This window comes from Streptococcus sp. HN38, from assembly GCF_028335765.1.
GTDB lineage: Bacteria > Bacillota > Bacilli > Lactobacillales > Streptococcaceae > Streptococcus > Streptococcus suis_P.
The window spans coordinates 2,160,802-2,176,400 of sequence record NZ_CP116604.1 but is presented as its reverse complement, the minus strand read 5'-3'; the positions used below and the strand labels follow the sequence as shown (position 1 = coordinate 2,176,400).

General features: G+C 46.4%; 16 protein-coding genes. 14 read left to right on the top strand and 2 right to left on the bottom strand.

From position 1 onward, the window contains the following. Positions 1 to 321: 321 nt before the first annotated feature. The 9 genes from pnp to PHA78_RS10540 all read left to right on the top strand — a co-directional run bounded on the left by pnp (position 322) and on the right by PHA78_RS10540 (position 9,273). Positions 322 to 2,541, top strand: a complete 2,220-nt coding sequence (gene pnp, locus PHA78_RS10580; RefSeq protein WP_099806936.1) for a polyribonucleotide nucleotidyltransferase — start codon at positions 322 to 324, stop codon at positions 2,539 to 2,541. Positions 2,542 to 2,593: 52 nt separating this feature from the next. Beyond that, the gene (gene cysE, locus PHA78_RS10575) at positions 2,594 to 3,211 is read left to right on the top strand and encodes a serine O-acetyltransferase (protein ID WP_024390851.1); all 618 of its coding nucleotides are present in this window, start codon (positions 2,594 to 2,596) and stop codon (positions 3,209 to 3,211) included. Positions 3,212 to 3,254: 43 nt separating this feature from the next. Beyond that, positions 3,255 to 4,115, top strand: coding sequence for a GNAT family N-acetyltransferase (locus PHA78_RS10570; protein WP_024378262.1), 861 nt, complete (start codon positions 3,255 to 3,257; stop codon positions 4,113 to 4,115). A 1-nt stretch (position 4,116) separates the two neighbouring features. Next, positions 4,117 to 4,890 carry a nucleoside phosphorylase gene (locus tag PHA78_RS10565; RefSeq protein WP_024378263.1) on the top strand — a complete coding sequence of 258 codons (774 nt, stop codon included), beginning with the start codon at positions 4,117 to 4,119 and terminating at the stop codon, positions 4,888 to 4,890. Between the two features lie 189 nt (positions 4,891 to 5,079). Then, positions 5,080 to 6,423, top strand: a complete 1,344-nt coding sequence (gene cysS, locus PHA78_RS10560) for a cysteine--tRNA ligase (protein WP_272158148.1) — start codon at positions 5,080 to 5,082, stop codon at positions 6,421 to 6,423. Further along, positions 6,416 to 6,814: a Mini-ribonuclease 3 gene (locus PHA78_RS10555; RefSeq protein WP_099872603.1), complete on the top strand. Its 399-nt coding sequence runs from the start codon at positions 6,416 to 6,418 to the stop codon at positions 6,812 to 6,814. The genes cysS and PHA78_RS10555 overlap by 8 nt, the downstream gene beginning before the upstream one ends. 1 nt (position 6,815) lies before the next feature. Beyond that, the gene (locus PHA78_RS10550) at positions 6,816 to 7,670 is read left to right on the top strand and encodes a helix-turn-helix domain-containing protein (RefSeq protein ID WP_099872606.1); all 855 of its coding nucleotides are present in this window, start codon (positions 6,816 to 6,818) and stop codon (positions 7,668 to 7,670) included. A gap of 109 nt (positions 7,671 to 7,779) precedes the next feature. Beyond that, positions 7,780 to 8,910 (top strand): ABC transporter ATP-binding protein, encoded by a 1,131-nt coding sequence (locus tag PHA78_RS10545; RefSeq protein WP_024378280.1) that lies wholly within the window; start codon positions 7,780 to 7,782, stop codon positions 8,908 to 8,910. Positions 8,911 to 9,048: 138 nt separating this feature from the next. Then, the gene (locus tag PHA78_RS10540; protein ID WP_024378281.1) at positions 9,049 to 9,273 is read left to right on the top strand and encodes a hypothetical protein; all 225 of its coding nucleotides are present in this window, start codon (positions 9,049 to 9,051) and stop codon (positions 9,271 to 9,273) included. Between the two features lie 94 nt (positions 9,274 to 9,367). Here the strand turns inward: PHA78_RS10540 and PHA78_RS10535 are convergent, their stop codons facing one another. Together PHA78_RS10535 and PHA78_RS10530 are read right to left on the bottom strand one after the other, a co-directional pair. Then, on the bottom strand, positions 9,368 to 10,336 hold the full coding sequence (locus PHA78_RS10535; protein ID WP_272158145.1) for an aromatic acid exporter family protein: 969 nt from the start codon (positions 10,334 to 10,336) through the stop codon (positions 9,368 to 9,370). Between the two features lie 74 nt (positions 10,337 to 10,410). Next, on the bottom strand, positions 10,411 to 10,800 hold the full coding sequence (locus PHA78_RS10530; RefSeq protein WP_272158144.1) for a DUF1761 domain-containing protein: 390 nt from the start codon (positions 10,798 to 10,800) through the stop codon (positions 10,411 to 10,413). Between the two features lie 306 nt (positions 10,801 to 11,106). On the opposite strand from PHA78_RS10530, the gene PHA78_RS10525 reads away from it, so the two are divergent. From PHA78_RS10525 to PHA78_RS10505, 5 genes are all read left to right on the top strand, one after another. Further along, positions 11,107 to 12,264 carry a PASTA domain-containing protein gene (locus PHA78_RS10525; protein ID WP_024378284.1) on the top strand — a complete coding sequence of 386 codons (1,158 nt, stop codon included), beginning with the start codon at positions 11,107 to 11,109 and terminating at the stop codon, positions 12,262 to 12,264. Positions 12,265 to 12,319: 55 nt separating this feature from the next. After that, entirely contained in the window at positions 12,320 to 13,048 is a 729-nt protein-coding gene (rlmB, locus tag PHA78_RS10520; protein WP_002939457.1) for a 23S rRNA (guanosine(2251)-2'-O)-methyltransferase RlmB, read from the top strand. Next, positions 13,049 to 13,570, top strand: a complete 522-nt coding sequence (locus PHA78_RS10515) for an NYN domain-containing protein (protein ID WP_024389168.1) — start codon at positions 13,049 to 13,051, stop codon at positions 13,568 to 13,570. Further along, positions 13,567 to 14,427, top strand: coding sequence for a DegV family protein (locus PHA78_RS10510; RefSeq protein WP_272158143.1), 861 nt, complete (start codon positions 13,567 to 13,569; stop codon positions 14,425 to 14,427). The genes PHA78_RS10515 and PHA78_RS10510 overlap by 4 nt, the downstream gene beginning before the upstream one ends. Before the next feature lie 66 nt (positions 14,428 to 14,493). Next, a complete protein-coding gene (locus tag PHA78_RS10505; protein ID WP_024379173.1) occupies positions 14,494 to 15,387 on the top strand; it encodes a DUF7916 family protein in 894 nt (297 codons plus the stop codon). Positions 15,388 to 15,599 lie beyond the last annotated feature (212 nt).

Sequence of the window (15,599 nt, the reverse complement as noted above, 5' to 3'; positions counted from 1 at the left end):
GCCGTCAAAAACGGCTGAAAAATAGGAAACTGCCATGTCTTCGGACCTTGGCAGTTTTTCTTATGTTCCATTATGGAAGTGTAGTGCTCTGAAAAGCTAGGTGTTCTTCGTTTGATTGAAGAGTCTTCGTTTCGATCAGTTGTTTTTATGGCAGGTTAGATTTTCCCTCAAATTCCTTCCTCAATTCCCCACATTTTCCGTCAAATATGATAAAATAAGGAGTATGCGTGGTTTTGTGCAAAAGAGAGTGAAACAATCTTGTTTGATTGTCTTTTGTAGAAAACACGCAAGAAAAATTTCAGAAAAAATAGGAGACAATTCATGTCAAAACAAGTATTTGAAACGGTTTTTGCTGGCAAAAAATTGGTCGTTGAAACAGGTCAAGTTGCCAAACAAGCCAATGGTGCGGTGGTCGTTCGCTATGGCGATTCAACAGTATTGACTGCGGCAGTTATGTCCAAGAAAATGGCGACGGGCGACTTCTTCCCCCTCCAAGTCAACTATGAAGAAAAAATGTATGCTGCTGGGAAATTCCCAGGTGGCTGGATGAAGCGTGAGGGTCGTCCATCAACCGATGCGACTTTGACAGCTCGTTTGATTGACCGTCCGATTCGTCCAATGTTTGCGGAAGGCTTCCGAAATGAAGTCCAAGTCATCAACACAGTGCTTTCTTACGATCCAGATGCTTCAGCTCCAATGGCAGCCATGTTTGGTTCTTCATTGGCATTAGCAATCTCAGACATCCCATTCAACGGTCCAATCGCAGGTGTGCAGGTCGGCTATGTCAATGGTGAACTCATTATCAACCCTGACAAGGCTCAGATGGAAGAGTCACTACTCGACTTGACCGTGGCTGGTAACAAGGACGCCATCAACATGGTTGAGTCTGGTGCCAAAGAATTGTCAGAAGACATCATGTTGGAAGCCCTCTTGAAAGGTCATGCGGCCATCCAAGAACTCCTTGACTTCCAAAATCAAATCGTAGCAGCAGTCGGCAAGGAAAAAGCAGATGTGGAACTTCTTCAGGTTGATCCAGAATTGCAGGCTGAGATTGTCGCAGCTTATAATGACGATTTGAAAAAAGCGGTGCAGGTTGAAGAAAAATTGGCCCGTGAAGATGCGACCAATGCCGTGCGTGAAACCGTCATCGCAGCCTACGAAGAGAAATACGCTGAACACGAAGAATTCGACCGCATCATGCGTGACGTTCATGAAATCTTGGAACTCATGGAGCACGCAGAAGTTCGTCGTTTGATTACAGAAGACAAGGTCCGCCCAGATGGACGCCGTGTGGATGAGATTCGTCCGCTGGACGCAGAAGTGGACTTCTTGCCAAACGTTCATGGCTCAGGCCTCTTTACCCGCGGTCAAACACAAGCCCTTTCTGTCTTGACCTTGGCCCCAATGGGTGAAACTCAAATCATCGACGGTTTGGATGATGAGTACAAGAAACGATTCTTGCACCACTATAACTTCCCACAATACTCAGTGGGATCAACAGGTCGTTACGGAGCACCTGGTCGTCGTGAGATTGGTCACGGAGCCCTTGGTGAGCGTGCTCTTGAGCAAGTCTTGCCTAGCTTGGAAGACTTCCCTTACGCGATCCGTCTGGTAGCAGAAGTCTTGGAGTCAAACGGTTCTTCCTCACAGGCTTCTATCACTGCTGGTACTCTTGCCCTCATGGCCGGTGGTGTGCCAATCAAGGCACCAGTTGCAGGGATTGCCATGGGTCTAATCTCAGACGGTACCAATTACACCGTCTTGACCGATATTCAAGGTCTTGAGGACCACTTCGGCGACATGGACTTCAAGGTGGCTGGTACCCGTGACGGTATCACAGCCCTTCAAATGGACATCAAGATCGACGGGATCACACCGCAAATCTTGGAAGAAGCCTTGGCACAAGCTAAGAAAGCTCGCTTTGAAATCCTTGATGTGATTGAAGCAACTATCCCAGAAGTTCGTCCTGACTTGGCACCAACTGCACCGAAGATTGACACAATCAAGATTGATGTGGATAAGATCAAGATTGTTATCGGTAAGGGCGGTGAGACCATTGATAAGATTATTGCAGAAACTGGCGTGAAAATCGATATCGACGAAGATGGTCTTGTCGCTATCTTCTCGCCAGATCGCGATGCGATTGAACGGACCAAGGAAATCATTGCAGGTCTTGTTCGTGAAGCAAAAGTGGACGAAGTCTTCCAAGCAAAAGTGGTTCGTTTGGAGAAATTCGGTGCCTTTGTCAACCTATTCGATAAGACAGATGCCCTGGTCCACGTTTCTGAAATGGCTTGGACTCGTGTCAATAAACCAGAAGATTTGGTTGAAGTTGGCGATATTGTTGATGTCAAAGTTATCAAGATTGATGATAAAGGACGTATTGACGCTTCTATGAAGGCTCTTCTTCCAAAACCAGAAGGCTATGTAGAGCCAGAAAAACGTGAGCGTTCTGACAGACCTCGCCGTCCAAGAGACCACAAAGAGAAAAAAGATAACAACTTTGGCGAATTCAAATTCCACAAGGTTGAAAAGAAATAAGCTGAGTAGACAAGTTCGGTAGCGGGCTTGTCTTTCGCTAGAAGGAGTGACTATGGGTTGGTGGAAGGACACCATTGAGATTGTAAAAGAAAAAGATCCGGCAGCACGGACCACCTTGGAAGTTCTTTTGACTTACCCAGGTGTCAAGGCCTTGGCTGCCCACCGCCTGTCCCACTGGATGTGGAAAAAAGGCTTTAAATTACTGGCTCGGATGCACAGCCAATTTTGGCGTTTTTGGACCAATATTGAAATTCATCCAGGTGCTGAGATTGCTTCGGGTGTTTTCATTGACCACGGAGCTGGTTTGGTCATTGGAGAAACCGCCATTATCGAGTCGGGTGTCATGCTCTACCACGGGGTGACGCTTGGTGGTACGGGTAAGGATTGTGGCAAACGCCATCCGACCGTGCGAAAAGGGGCTCTGGTTTCTGCCCACGCCCAAGTCATTGGCCCTATTGAGATTGGGGAAAATGCTAAAGTGGGTGCAGCTGCCGTTGTCCTAGCCGATGTTCCAGCAGATGTAACAGTGGTCGGTATGCCAGCTAAAATTGTCCGTGTTCATGGTCAAAAAGATGAGAAGGTCATTCATGACATGGAAGGTGGCCGTGAACACTACACGACTAAGCTTGCGGAATTACGAGAAGCTAGCCACCATTCGTCGCATTTGTAGGAAAGCCTTCCTATGTGAGTAGCTATAGAGAGGAAAAATAAGCATGATAAAAGCCACTAATGTCCTAAATTCCCAGCAGTTATCCGCAGCAAAAACTCTGATAAGCACTGTACAATCCCATGACGGAACCTATCGTGACCCTTACCTGTCAAATATGCTCAACTTTGACCCTGAAATGCCAGCTTTTTTCTTGGCTTATCAAGGCGAACAGTTGGTGGGGCTCTTGACTGTGTATGCCGATGATGAGGATGTAGAGCTTGCGATTATTGTGCACCCAGACTACCGCAGACAGGGGCTGGCACGCAAGCTCTATGATTGCTACCAGATGAAGACGGCTAACTATCCTATCGCTAGTGTGACCTTTCAGACCGAACGTGTCTTTCTGGACAAGCACCCAGACCTTGCGACAGCATGGAACTTGGTAGAAGATACGGATACTGAGACATGGTTGGGACGTGAGCGAGAGCCTTATCAGTTCTCACAACAGGCTGAACTCACAGTCAGTTTGGCACAGGCTCACCATGCAGACAGTATTGCACGCTGTAAGACTGCGGCATTCGGTAACGACTATGAGGTGGCGCTCCGCTATGTGCGTGAAGCTATTGCGGATGCGGATAGTTTACTTTATCTTTTGGAACATAGCGGAGCGGTTATCGGTTCTTGCACAGTAAATATCTCGACCGATGATAACTACCTTTACGGTTTAGCTATCGCACCAGACCAGCAACAAAAAGGTTACGGCACCTACTTAGTCAAAGCTGTCATCAATGACCTTATCAGGAAAAACGACAAACCTTTTCAAATCGCCGTCGAAGATGATAACCTCATCGCTAAGCGACTGTATGAAAATATCGGTTTTACCAAGCAGACACAAGTGGTCTACTTAGACCCGAAAGAAGGTTGACATGCTACTAGGAGAATTTGAAAACACCTCTGCAGTTATTGAACCGACGGACAAGGCTATTCGTGGTGGCGGAGAGGTTTGTGAGACTATGATTTTCTCCTTCAATGGGGAAATCGTAGACCATGTCCGTCAGTTACCTGAGAGCAGAGAAGGTGGCTATTTAGAAAGTATTAACGGTCGCCATCCTTGGTACATTTTGGAGAGCGATGGACTAAGGGTTGCGGTCATGTTGGCTGTTATCGGTGCTCCTATGGCAGTTGGTCACTTGGAGGAACTGAAAGCCTGTGGGTTTGAGAACTTTATCGTTCTTGGTTCCTGCGGTGTTTTGGATAAGTCGCTTGCTGCGGATAAGATCATCCTTCCTAGCTCTGCTCTGCGGGACGAGGGAACTAGTTACCACTACGCTCCTGCCAGCGATGAAATCAGCTATGACCCTGCTCTGCTATTAACCATGGAAAAGGCCTTGGACCAAGCGGGAATCGAGCATGTGCGGGCCAAGACCTGGACGACGGATGCTTTTTATCGGGAAACGGCTGCCAAGGTCAAGCGTCGCCTAGCGGCTGGTGCTATGGTCGTCGATATGGAGGCCTCTGCTATCATGGCCTGGGCAAACTTTCGTCAGGCCAAGGTCTATCAATTTTTCTACACGGCAGACTATGTGGACCACCATAAGAATGAATGGGATGCCCGTCGGGAAGAGCGTACGGCTGACAGTATGACCTTTTTTGAAGTGGCCATGGCCATTGCAAGAAAATTAGAAAGTAGATCATGTTAAAAAAATTAGTAAGACAAAACTGGCCTTATGTGTTGACCTCCATCGCTGGGATAATCATGTTTATCCTTAAATTCTCCCAAGGAAACTGGCAGTTAGGGATGATTTGGTTGGCCGCGACAGCTTATTGGCTAGTAAAATTGTATCAAAAGTATCAAGTCCTAAAGAATACTCAGAAGTAATGGAGAAACTATGATTAAAATTTACGATACCATGACTCGCAGTTTGCGTGACTTTGTGCCCTTGGAAGAGGGGAAGGTCAAGATGTATGTTTGCGGTCCGACGGTTTACAACTATATCCATATCGGTAATGCCCGTAGCGTTGTGGCTTTTGATACCATCCGCCGTTATTTTGAATACCGTGGCTTTGATGTGACTTACATCTCAAACTTTACGGATGTGGATGACAAGATTATCAAGGCTGCTAACGATGCTGGCATGACAACCAAGGAACTGTCTGATAAATTTATCGCAGCCTTCAAGGAAGATGTGGCAAAACTGGGTGTCAAGCCTGCTACCAAAAATCCTCGTGTCATCGACTATATGGATGAAATCATTGATTTTGTGCAGGTCTTGATTGACAAGGGTTACGCCTATGAAGCTTCTGGAGATGTCTATTTCCGTGTGGAAAAGGCGGAGAATTATGCTCGTTTGGCCAACAAAACCCTGTCTGACTTAGAAGCTGGGGCTTCTGGTCGGGTTGAGGGAGAAGGTCAACTCAAAGAACATCCTTTCGACTTTGCCCTGTGGAAAACTGCCAAGCCAGGCGAAGTGTCTTGGGAAAGTCCTTGGGGAGCTGGTCGTCCAGGCTGGCATATCGAGTGCTCGGTCATGGCGACAGAGATTTTGGGAGATACCATTGACATTCACGGTGGGGGTGCGGACTTGGAGTTCCCACACCATACCAATGAAATCGCCCAGTCTGAGTGTAGAACGGGTCAAACCTTTGCGAATTACTGGATGCACAATGCCATGCTCAATATCAACGATGAGAAGATGTCCAAGTCACTGGGCAATTTCCTGACAGCACATGACATGTTGGAACAAATCGACGGTCAGGTCTTGCGCTTCTTCCTATCTACCCAGCACTACCGCCGTCCACTCAACTACACTGAGAAGGCTATTTCAGATGCGGAAATCAATCTCAAATATCTGAAAAATACTTATACACAACCTGTGCAAAACTCTGTGGATAAGTCAGCTCTTGAATTACATCTGGCGGCCTTTGAAGCGGCAATGGATGATGATTTCAATGCGGCAAATGGGATTACGGCTATCTTTGACTTTGCCAAGTGGATCAACTCAGGCAACTATGACGAAACTGTAAAAGAAGCCTTTGGCAAGATGCTCGCCGTCTTTGGTATTGTCTTTGAAGAAGAAGTCTTGGACAGCGAGATTGAAGCCTTGATAGCAGAACGTCAAGCAGCGCGTGCCAATCGGGACTTTGCGACGGCTGACCGCATTCGTGATGAATTGGCAGCCCAGGGCATCAAGCTCTTGGATACCAAGGATGGTGTGAGGTGGACACGTGACTAAGGCAGTAGATGTCAATCTCATCAATGGAATTGCTCTGGCTTTCGAAGGGGATGCTGTTTATTCCATGTATATCAGACGGCACTTGATTTTCAAGGGGCTGACCAAGCCTAACAAATTGCACGGAGAGGCCAACAAATACGTCTCGGCCAAGGCTCAGGCAGGCCTGATTTCTGCCCTCTTAGAAGCTCAGCTATTGACCGAAAAAGAGGAAGAAATCTACAAGCGGGGCCGCAACACTAACAGTCACACCAAGGCCAAGAATGCGGACGTGGTCACCTATCGGATGTCCACAGGCTTTGAGGCGGTTTTAGGCTATTTGCACATGACTGAGCAGATTGAACGCTTGGAGGAGCTGGTCGCTTGGTGTGTTGACAAAATAGAAAGGGGATAAGATGGACGAAAAGGAACTTGTAAGCTGGTTTCCGCAGGCAAAGTTGTCACAAGTAGAGGGCGAATGCTCACTTCAATTGGGCGACGGATCTTATCTGGACTTGTCTGATGCAGACTTGACGGATCGGGAAGGCTACCTTTTGTCCTTGCTATCTCATCCTCGAAAGCAGGTCCAGTCAAGTCCCTGGCAGTCCTATCTACAAGGTCAGGGAAGGATTCCTCAGACAGTTGAGGCCATTCAATTTATCCATATCCACCTTTGGTCGCAAAAAGAAGCCCAGTTGGATGCCTGGCAGGCCATGATGACCGACCTCTTGCCCAGTCAACTGGCTCAGGTGCAGCTGACGCCTCAAGATTATCTCATTGTATTGGAGCAGGGCATCTGGATGGATCATCAGACCGTTTTACAGGACACCCTATCGGCCTTGGAGTTTGACTTTGGCTTGCGGTTGACCCTCTTTGTTGGGCAGGTCTGGCCCAAACACGTCGCAGACCACTGGCCTCGACTCTATCAAGCAGAAGCTCAACTTTTTGCTCACTGGCGGGCGCGCTACCAGCAGTCAGCCGTCCTCTCCTTTAGTCAACTCTTTCTTTGGGGACAAGGCAGGGCAGGCTTGGAGCTCGGTCTAGTTAAAGCCAGTATGCTAGAGCTGATAGATCAGCAAGATATGCAGGCTATCATTCTAGCCCTATGGGCAGAAGGAGCTGTGGTTACCAAGGCAGCTCAAGTCCTCTATATCCACCGCAATACCCTCCAATACCGTTTGGAAAAGTGGCAGGATTTGACGGGACTCCAATTAAAAGACCTGACTGACTTGAGTTTCTGCTATCAAGTATTATTAGATAGACAATTTTGATATTTTGTGCAACTTGCACAGAATATCTTTTTTCTTTTGGTCAACTTGACATAGAAAAATAAAGCGTTTTCATTTACAATAAAACCATCAAAGAAAGCGAGGATTGAACATGGTTCAACTAAATCTCAAAAATATCTATAAAAAATACCCAAACAGCGAGCACTACTCAGTTGAAGACTTTAACTTGGACATCAAGGACAAGGAATTTATCGTATTCGTAGGTCCTTCAGGATGTGGTAAGTCAACAACTCTTCGTATGATTGCTGGTTTGGAAGATATCACAGAAGGGGAAGCGTACATCGACGGCGTGTTGATGAATGATGTGGCTCCAAAAGACCGTGACATTGCCATGGTATTCCAGAACTATGCCCTCTATCCACACATGACTGTATTTGACAATATGGCTTTTGGTCTTAAGTTGCGCAAATACAGCAAGGACGAAATCAAAAAACGTGTAGAAGAAGCTGCACAAATCCTTGGCTTGACAGAATTCTTAGAACGTAAACCAGCTGACCTTTCAGGTGGACAACGCCAACGTGTTGCCATGGGTCGTGCCATCGTTCGTGATGCAAAAGTATTCTTGATGGATGAACCTTTGTCAAACTTGGATGCCAAATTGCGTGTGTCCATGCGTACAGAGATTGCTAAAATCCACCGCCGTATCGGTGCGACAACCATCTACGTAACGCACGACCAAACAGAAGCCATGACCTTGGCAGACCGTATCGTTATCATGTCTGCGACTAAGAATGAAGCAGGTACAGGTACAATCGGTCGTATCGAACAAATTGGTAGCCCAGAAGAGCTTTACAATAAACCTGTAAACAAATTTGTTGCCAGCTTCATCGGTAGCCCAGCTATGAACTTCTTCACAGTGACGCTTCAAGAGGGTGTACTTGTTGGAGATGGTTTCAAAGTAGATCTTCCAGAAGGTCGTCGCAAGCATTTGGAAGAAAAAGGCTACAACGGCAAGAGCTTCACACTTGGTATCCGTCCAGAAGACATCAAAGCTTCTCAGTTGGAATTGGACACTTATCCAAGTTCAATTATCGAAGCGGAAGTAGTTGTGTCTGAACTTCTCGGTGCAGAAACTATGCTTTACTCTAAAGTGGGTAGCACAGAGTTTGTATCTCGTGTCGATGCACGCGACTACCACAACCCAGGAGACAAAGTTCGCTTGACCTTCAACCTCAACAAAGCTCATTTCTTTGATGATGAAACAAGCAAGGCGATTGTCTAACCTTTCTAAAATTGTTCATAAAACACCTGACCGTCGGATGAAAATCTGGTGGTTTTTTTGGGTTGAGAACGCATAAATACTTGTTATTTTTATTAAATTCTATATAATAAATATAGGAAACACTTACAGGAGGTTCCTATGAAGACACTATTGAAAAAAATTCGTATAACGGCTCTTTATATTTTGCTTTATAATCTCATTTTAATCCTCTCCATTTGGCTAGGAAAGGTATCTTCCAAGGAAGAATTTATGATTGCAGTTGCAGGGAATGCGGTCATGATGGGGATATCTTTCTTGCATTTGCACAACCAAGTATCGTCATTTAGTTTATCTTTTATTACGTCGTTAACTCACCTTGCCTAACTCCAGTTATGCCTGCGGCTCGTTGCCTAGTACTAAAAGTAAACTAAAAGACTATATCAGATGAATTTCATGGAAAAGTAGAAGAACCGTCGGTTTAAACTGACGGTTCTTGGTCTTTATAAACTTCATAAAAATCAACCTTGAGGCGAATAAAAGCCTCCATATCGTGGAGGAGTTGGAAGAGGGTGGCCCGGGTTTCAAATTCTTCCCTGGTTTGTGGCAGAGGTCGTTCGCGGAAGGTGGCATGGAAGAGCTCGATGTCCAGGAGCAGTTCCTTGGCAGAATTTTCTCGGCTTAGTTGCTGGGCTGTTCGTTCGAAGAGGCTGGACAGGATGACATTTTCTCTGCCTTCCAGTAAACATTTGTTGATATTTCCTGCCATGGTCCGCAGGATTTTGTTTTGTGCTGCCCGCATTTCAAAGTAATGGACCTGATAGTTGGTTTGCTGGAAGAGCTGGTTGTGGCGGTCTAGATAGACGACTTTCAGGGCCTCATCTAAGGTCTTATCCAGCTGCGTAATCAATTCTGCCTCGTTTCGTCCGTCGCCGTTGAGCAGAAAGGCTTCAAAGCGGAGCAGAATCTGCTTGAGCAGGTCTTCGACTTGGTCGTGATAGGCCTGGATTTTCTTTTCTTGCGAGGGCATATAGAGGTTAAACAAAAGTGCCAGTCCTGCTCCAATCAGAAAAAGCGTCAGCTCATTTCCCAAAAAAATCAGTGAAATATCCTGCTCCAGCAAGAGATGGGTGACGAGGACGGTCGATGGGGCGATGCCAGCCTCCCAGTTGAAACGGTAGGCCAGAGGGACGTAGAGGGCCAGGTAGATGCCCAGGGTCCAGATGCCAAAGCCAAAGAGGGCGAAGGTCAGGACGGCTATGGTCAGGGCCAGGATGGTGGAGAAGAGGCGGTTGCGAGCCATTTTGAAGCTGGACTTGCGGGTGTCGAGGACGCTGAGAATGGCGATGATGCCAGCCGCTGTCGCATAAGACAAGCCCAGGGCGGTCGCTAGGTAAATAGCCAGAACGGTGGCAAATATCAGTTTGATGGTGCGAAGGGAGAGGGACATGGGGGCTCCTTTGGTTTTAGTCTATTTCTATTGTATCATAAAATAAAAACCTCCTAAGGATAGGAGGGAATTGCTTATGCAAATAGAGCCAGAATACCGACTACTAGGTAGCAGACTAGTTTGTAGCTTTCGTTGATGAGGATGAGGTTGATAGGGCGTTGCTTAAAGACGTAGTTTTTCAATGAAGCAAGGACCGCAATTACGCCCATGCCACCAGCTGCGTGAAGTGGTGAAACATCAAGGGTTTTGATGAAGAAAATAGCCACAACAGCAGTCAGTACTTCAATGACAAGGGAAATCATCATTTCCTTCTGGCCATTTTTTCCAGCCGGACGGTCTGCTTCTACCTTAGCCATGTCAATGCCTGAAGCCTTGATCCAAGCATCGCGGAAAATCATGCCATACCACAAACCACCAATAGCAAAGGCAATCAGCCCCGCCACAATTCCAAAAATAAGTGTCATAAAATCTCCTTTTTCGATTCCATTTGTACGGACAAATTGATAAGCATAAGGATACCACACTATCTAACCGTGGGCAACTATTTGAGTTGAAGTATAGAGGGAAGATTTAAAGAAAAGTAAAATCTAATTGTTTGCACAGGAACTTTTTTATATGCCCTGTTATACTAAGTACAACAGGTATTGCATTACCATGCAATACCAATCCTATAAGCTCTGGAGTAGATTTTAAGCGATGAAGAGAGGGGAGAGTTGAGTGCAATGAATTCTTTTGAGAAGCAGCAACGACACAATGAGAAAATTAGGAGTATGAATGCACAAGCACGAGCCATGAGTGCTCAAGCAATAGCACTTCAAAAACAAAATAACATTTTGCAAAAAGAGCATGAGCGTCAAATTGAAAAAGAGTTTAAGGATAGAATTTTTCAATTACGATTGCACTTAGCACAGGTTACGGATGAGAGTCAACGATTTGTCATCCAGCAAATGCTTAGCGAAGCTGAGGAAGATTATGAGAATTATCAAAGAGAGCAAGCTGAGAAACGTTTGGCAGACGCAAAAAGACGAAAGATATGGCTAATCATTTCAAGTGTTGTGGCTGTGTTAGGAATGGCTGGCTTATATTTTGTATACCAAGATAGTTCTCAAGTTACAGTTCCTGAACTATATGGTATTGAGCTATCTGAAGCTAAGGATTTACTGTATGAAGAGGGGTTAAAAGTTGGTACAATAACAGAAGTTGGTGGACAGTCAGTTCAGCCTGGGATGGTTAGTGTATCTTCTCCAAGTAGTGGGAAGAAGGTAAAGCGGGGAAGTGCGGTTAACTTAATTATTGCTAAAAATGTAGATGGAAAGGATACTACCGTAGTTGAGGATGGTTCGACTAGTGAGGTAGCAACTAGTAAGACTGCTGGAAGTTTGCAAGCTTCTAGCCAGTCTCAGGTAGGTAGCGCCGTTCAATTGTTTACTGTGGATATTAAAAAACAAGGACTGGTTATTCGTCAGGAACCTAGTTTATCTGGAGAAGTTGTGACCAATATAGAACCTGGAACGTACACGATAGTTGAGACGACTCAAAAGGAAGGACATAGTTGGGGCAGATTAAAGTCAGGACAGGGTTGGATTTCGTTGACAGATTTGCATAATCCTGTACCGCAGGTTGATACCAAAAACTTAACGACAGATCAGGTAAAAGCTTGGGTCATGGATGATTTATTTAGCCGTAGCGTCATGATTGAAAAGTATCGAAAAGACCAGGTTGTCATAAGTGTTCGTATAGCTGAAGATGGTCTAGTATATGCAGATGTAACTGTACCATCAGACCCTAATTTTGAACCACGAGATTGGAGTTATCGGATTAATAGTCGTGGGGAGTTGGAAGCTAGTGAGTATGATACAGATCCGGAACAAGGGGGTGTCAACTGGTATGTTGCCCAACATTATTATCTGGAAAACGGTGTGAACTAAGAAAGCTGAGAAATTCTCGGCTTTTTCCTTTTCAAAAATATGCTATAATACTCTTATGGAACATAATGATATTGTATATGGTGTACATGCTGTGGTGGAGAGTTTGGAGGCCAACACCGGCAACAAGCTCTACATCCAGGATGATTTACGCGGAAAAAATGTAGAAAAAATCAAGGCCCTCGCGGCAGAGAAGAAGGTGTCAATTTCCTGGACGCCCAAAAAGACCCTGTCTGACATGACAGAAGGTGCCGTTCACCAAGGCTTTGTCCTGCGGGTCTCTGAGTTCGCCTATGCGGACCTTTCGGTGATTTTGGAAAAGGCAGAGCAGGAAGACAATCCCCTCATTCTCATCTTGGACGGTCTGACAGACCCCCACAACTTTGGCTCGATTTTGCGGACCGCAGATGCCACTCAGGTGGCAGGTATCATCATTCCTAAACACCGAGCAGTTGGGGTGACGCCTGTTGTGGCAAAGACCTCCACAGGTGCGGTGGCCCATGTCCCAATCGCCCGAGTGACCAATCTCAGCCAAACCCTAGATAAGCTCAAGGAGGCTGGTTTCTGGGTATTTGGTACCGATATGAACGGAACTCCAAGCCACAAGTGGAATACGGCTGGCAAGCTAGCTCTCATTATCGGCAACGAAGGCAAGGGCATCTCCAGCAATATCAAAAAGCAGGTCGACGAGATGATCACTATTCCTATGAAGGGCCATGTCCAATCTCTCAACGCCAGCGTAGCAGCAGCTGTGCTCATGTACGAAGTATTTCGGAAGAAAATCTAAATGAAAGAAAAAGTTCTCATCGTAGATGGCTACAACATGATTGCCTTTTGGCAGACCACCAAGCAGGATTTTAAAAAGGGAGACTTGGATGCGGCCAGAACGACCTTGCTTCGTACCTTGTCTCACTACGCAGCCTTTGAACAGATTGAGGTGATTTGTGTCTTTGATGCCCACCATGTGCCAGGTCTTCGCCAGCAGTATGACGAATTCAAGGTATCGGTCATTTTTACAGAAGAGGAAGAAACGGCAGATAGTTATATCGAGCGACTTAGCGCCCAGCTCAATAGTGACCGTCGCAAGCAGGTTTCCGTCGCAACCAGCGACCTAAACGAACAATGGGTGGTCTTCTCCCAAGGCGCTTTACGGGTTTCGGCGCGTGAGTTAGAGGAGAGAACCAGGGTTATCAAGAAGGACTTGGACAAGTTTGTGGACCAGGTAGAACTCTACACCCCACGGCTCAATCCCTGGTCAGATGGGAATTTTCAAGCTTTAAAAGAAATGATGGAGGAAATGAAAGAGTGACATTTACAATCGTAACCGATTCGACATCGGATTTGCCAGTTAGCTGGCTGCAAGAAAATGATGTAACCGTGCTTGGTTTGACTATAAACCTTGACGGTGTGACCTATGAAACCGTTGGGGAAAACCGCTTGACTTCTGGGGAATTGTTGGAGAAAATGGCAACAGGGGGTCAGCCGACAACCAGTCAGGTCAATGTTGGTCAGTTTGAAGAAGTATTCGAGGCGGCAGCCAAGGAAGGCAAAGAGGTACTTTACCTAGCCTTTTCATCGGCTCTTTCAGGGACCTATCAGAGTGGAATTATTGCACGTGACATGGTTTTGGATGCTTATCCTGATGCTGTCATTGAAATTGTAGATACTAAGGCGGCGGCTATTGGTGAAGGGTACTTGGTTATGCAAGCAGCTCAAGCGCGTGCAGCAGGTCAGTCATTAGCTGAAACCAAGGCGCTCATCGAGGACTTGGTCCCACGTTTGCGGACCTATCTCTTGGTTGATGACCTCAACCACCTCGTGCGTGGTGGTCGCTTGTCCAAGGCAGCTGCTCTCATTGGTGGATTGGTCAATATCAAACCTCTTCTTGCTCTCAATGCGGAAGGGAAGTTAGAAGCCATTGCCAAAATCCGTGGCCGTAAAAAAGGGATTAAGGAAATGCTAAACCTGACCTTGGATAATTTGGATCATTCTACGGTCATGGTGGCCTATACAGGTGATTTGGAAGCTGCTGAAGCCCTCAAAGCGACCTTGTTGGAAGATAGCCGTGTGACCGATGTTCTCTTGACAGAGTTGGGACCAATTATTGCCACCCATACAGGGACAGGGGTGCTAGCTATCCTATCTATCAATAAAGAAGAGAGATAATCTCTTTTCTTTTTACAGAAACAGAAAACGATTACAAATTATATACCTATCATTGTGGAGGTTCTTATGAAACGTTTATTGTCATGCTATGCCAGTGATATGGTGGGAGCGACCAAGGAGGAGCTCAAGCAGTCCATCTTGTCCAGTGAAGGTCGGATTATCATGGGGGAAACGGTGGTTACGGCGGCTCCCTTGATTGCAGGGGTGACCAATGCGGAGATGATGGCTGCTTTTGGTTGCGACCTCTTAGTGCTCAATGAATTAGATGTTTTTCATCCGGAGATTGTTGATTTTTACGACTGCGACAATCCTATCGCTGAAATCAAGCGGTTGACGGGTCGATTGGTTGGGATTAACTTGGAGCCTGTGGATACTAGTCAGGAAGTCCAAGACCAGCAGGTTTTTCTAAAACCAGGTCGTCAGGTCAGTCCAGAAAGTCTACGACAGGCCCAAGTTCTTGGCGTAGATTTTATCATGCTGACAGGTAATCCTGCTACGGGTGTGTCTATGGCTGCAATCCGCTCTGCTATTGGCCTTGCCAAGGAACACTTTGAGGGCCTGATCTTTGCAGGAAAAATGCACGGTGCAGGTCTGGGAGAGTCGGTCGTGGACAGCCAAGCCCTACTGGACTTTGTGGAGCTGGGGGCAGATGGTGTCCTCATACCTGCAGTCGGAACGGTGCCGGGTGTGCGTGAGGAGATTGTGGCACCAATCATCAGTCAGGTCAAGGCGCGTGGGGCTTTGGTTATTTCGACTATCGGGACCAGTCAGGAGAGTGCGGACAGTCAGACGGTGCGGGAGTTTGGGCTCAGCAACAAGCGGGTGGGTTCGGATATTCACCATATCGGAGATGGAGGTTATGGTCGGATGCCAGACCCTGAAAATATCTTGGCCTTGTCCCTGGCGGTCAGAGGCAAGCGACATACTTATTTTAAAATGGGGCAATCGGTAAGGAGATAGAATGTCACTCATCATCAGAAGAGAAGAAGAAAAAGATCAGCGTGCGGTTGAAGAGCAAGCACGTGACGCCTTTTGGAATGTCTTTCATCCGTCAGTTTATCTTTTATTACATCGTTAACTTGTTTTGCCGTACTCCAGTACTGTCTGCAACTCGTTGCCTTGTACTAAAAGTAAACTGAAGGCCTATTATCTGAGTGCGACGGAGCATCTGA

What these genes read in the sequence shown, in the direction of transcription:
- pnp (WP_099806936.1), top strand. Translation starts at nt 322, where the DNA reads ATGTCAAAACAAGTATTTGAAACGGTTTTTGCTGGCAAAAAATTGGTC.
- cysE (WP_024390851.1), top strand. Translation starts at nt 2,594, where the DNA reads ATGGGTTGGTGGAAGGACACCATTGAGATTGTAAAAGAAAAAGATCCG.
- PHA78_RS10570 (WP_024378262.1), top strand. Translation starts at nt 3,255, where the DNA reads ATGATAAAAGCCACTAATGTCCTAAATTCCCAGCAGTTATCCGCAGCA.
- PHA78_RS10565 (WP_024378263.1), top strand. Translation starts at nt 4,117, where the DNA reads ATGCTACTAGGAGAATTTGAAAACACCTCTGCAGTTATTGAACCGACG.
- cysS (WP_272158148.1), top strand. Translation starts at nt 5,080, where the DNA reads ATGATTAAAATTTACGATACCATGACTCGCAGTTTGCGTGACTTTGTG.
- PHA78_RS10550 (WP_099872606.1), top strand. Translation starts at nt 6,816, where the DNA reads ATGGACGAAAAGGAACTTGTAAGCTGGTTTCCGCAGGCAAAGTTGTCA.
- PHA78_RS10545 (WP_024378280.1), top strand. Translation starts at nt 7,780, where the DNA reads ATGGTTCAACTAAATCTCAAAAATATCTATAAAAAATACCCAAACAGC.
- PHA78_RS10540 (WP_024378281.1), top strand. Translation starts at nt 9,049, where the DNA reads ATGAAGACACTATTGAAAAAAATTCGTATAACGGCTCTTTATATTTTG.
- PHA78_RS10535 (WP_272158145.1), bottom strand. Translation starts at nt 10,336, where the DNA reads ATGTCCCTCTCCCTTCGCACCATCAAACTGATATTTGCCACCGTTCTG.
- PHA78_RS10530 (WP_272158144.1), bottom strand. Translation starts at nt 10,800, where the DNA reads ATGACACTTATTTTTGGAATTGTGGCGGGGCTGATTGCCTTTGCTATT.
- PHA78_RS10525 (WP_024378284.1), top strand. Translation starts at nt 11,107, where the DNA reads ATGAATGCACAAGCACGAGCCATGAGTGCTCAAGCAATAGCACTTCAA.
- rlmB (WP_002939457.1), top strand. Translation starts at nt 12,320, where the DNA reads ATGGAACATAATGATATTGTATATGGTGTACATGCTGTGGTGGAGAGT.
- PHA78_RS10515 (WP_024389168.1), top strand. Translation starts at nt 13,049, where the DNA reads ATGAAAGAAAAAGTTCTCATCGTAGATGGCTACAACATGATTGCCTTT.
- PHA78_RS10505 (WP_024379173.1), top strand. Translation starts at nt 14,494, where the DNA reads ATGAAACGTTTATTGTCATGCTATGCCAGTGATATGGTGGGAGCGACC.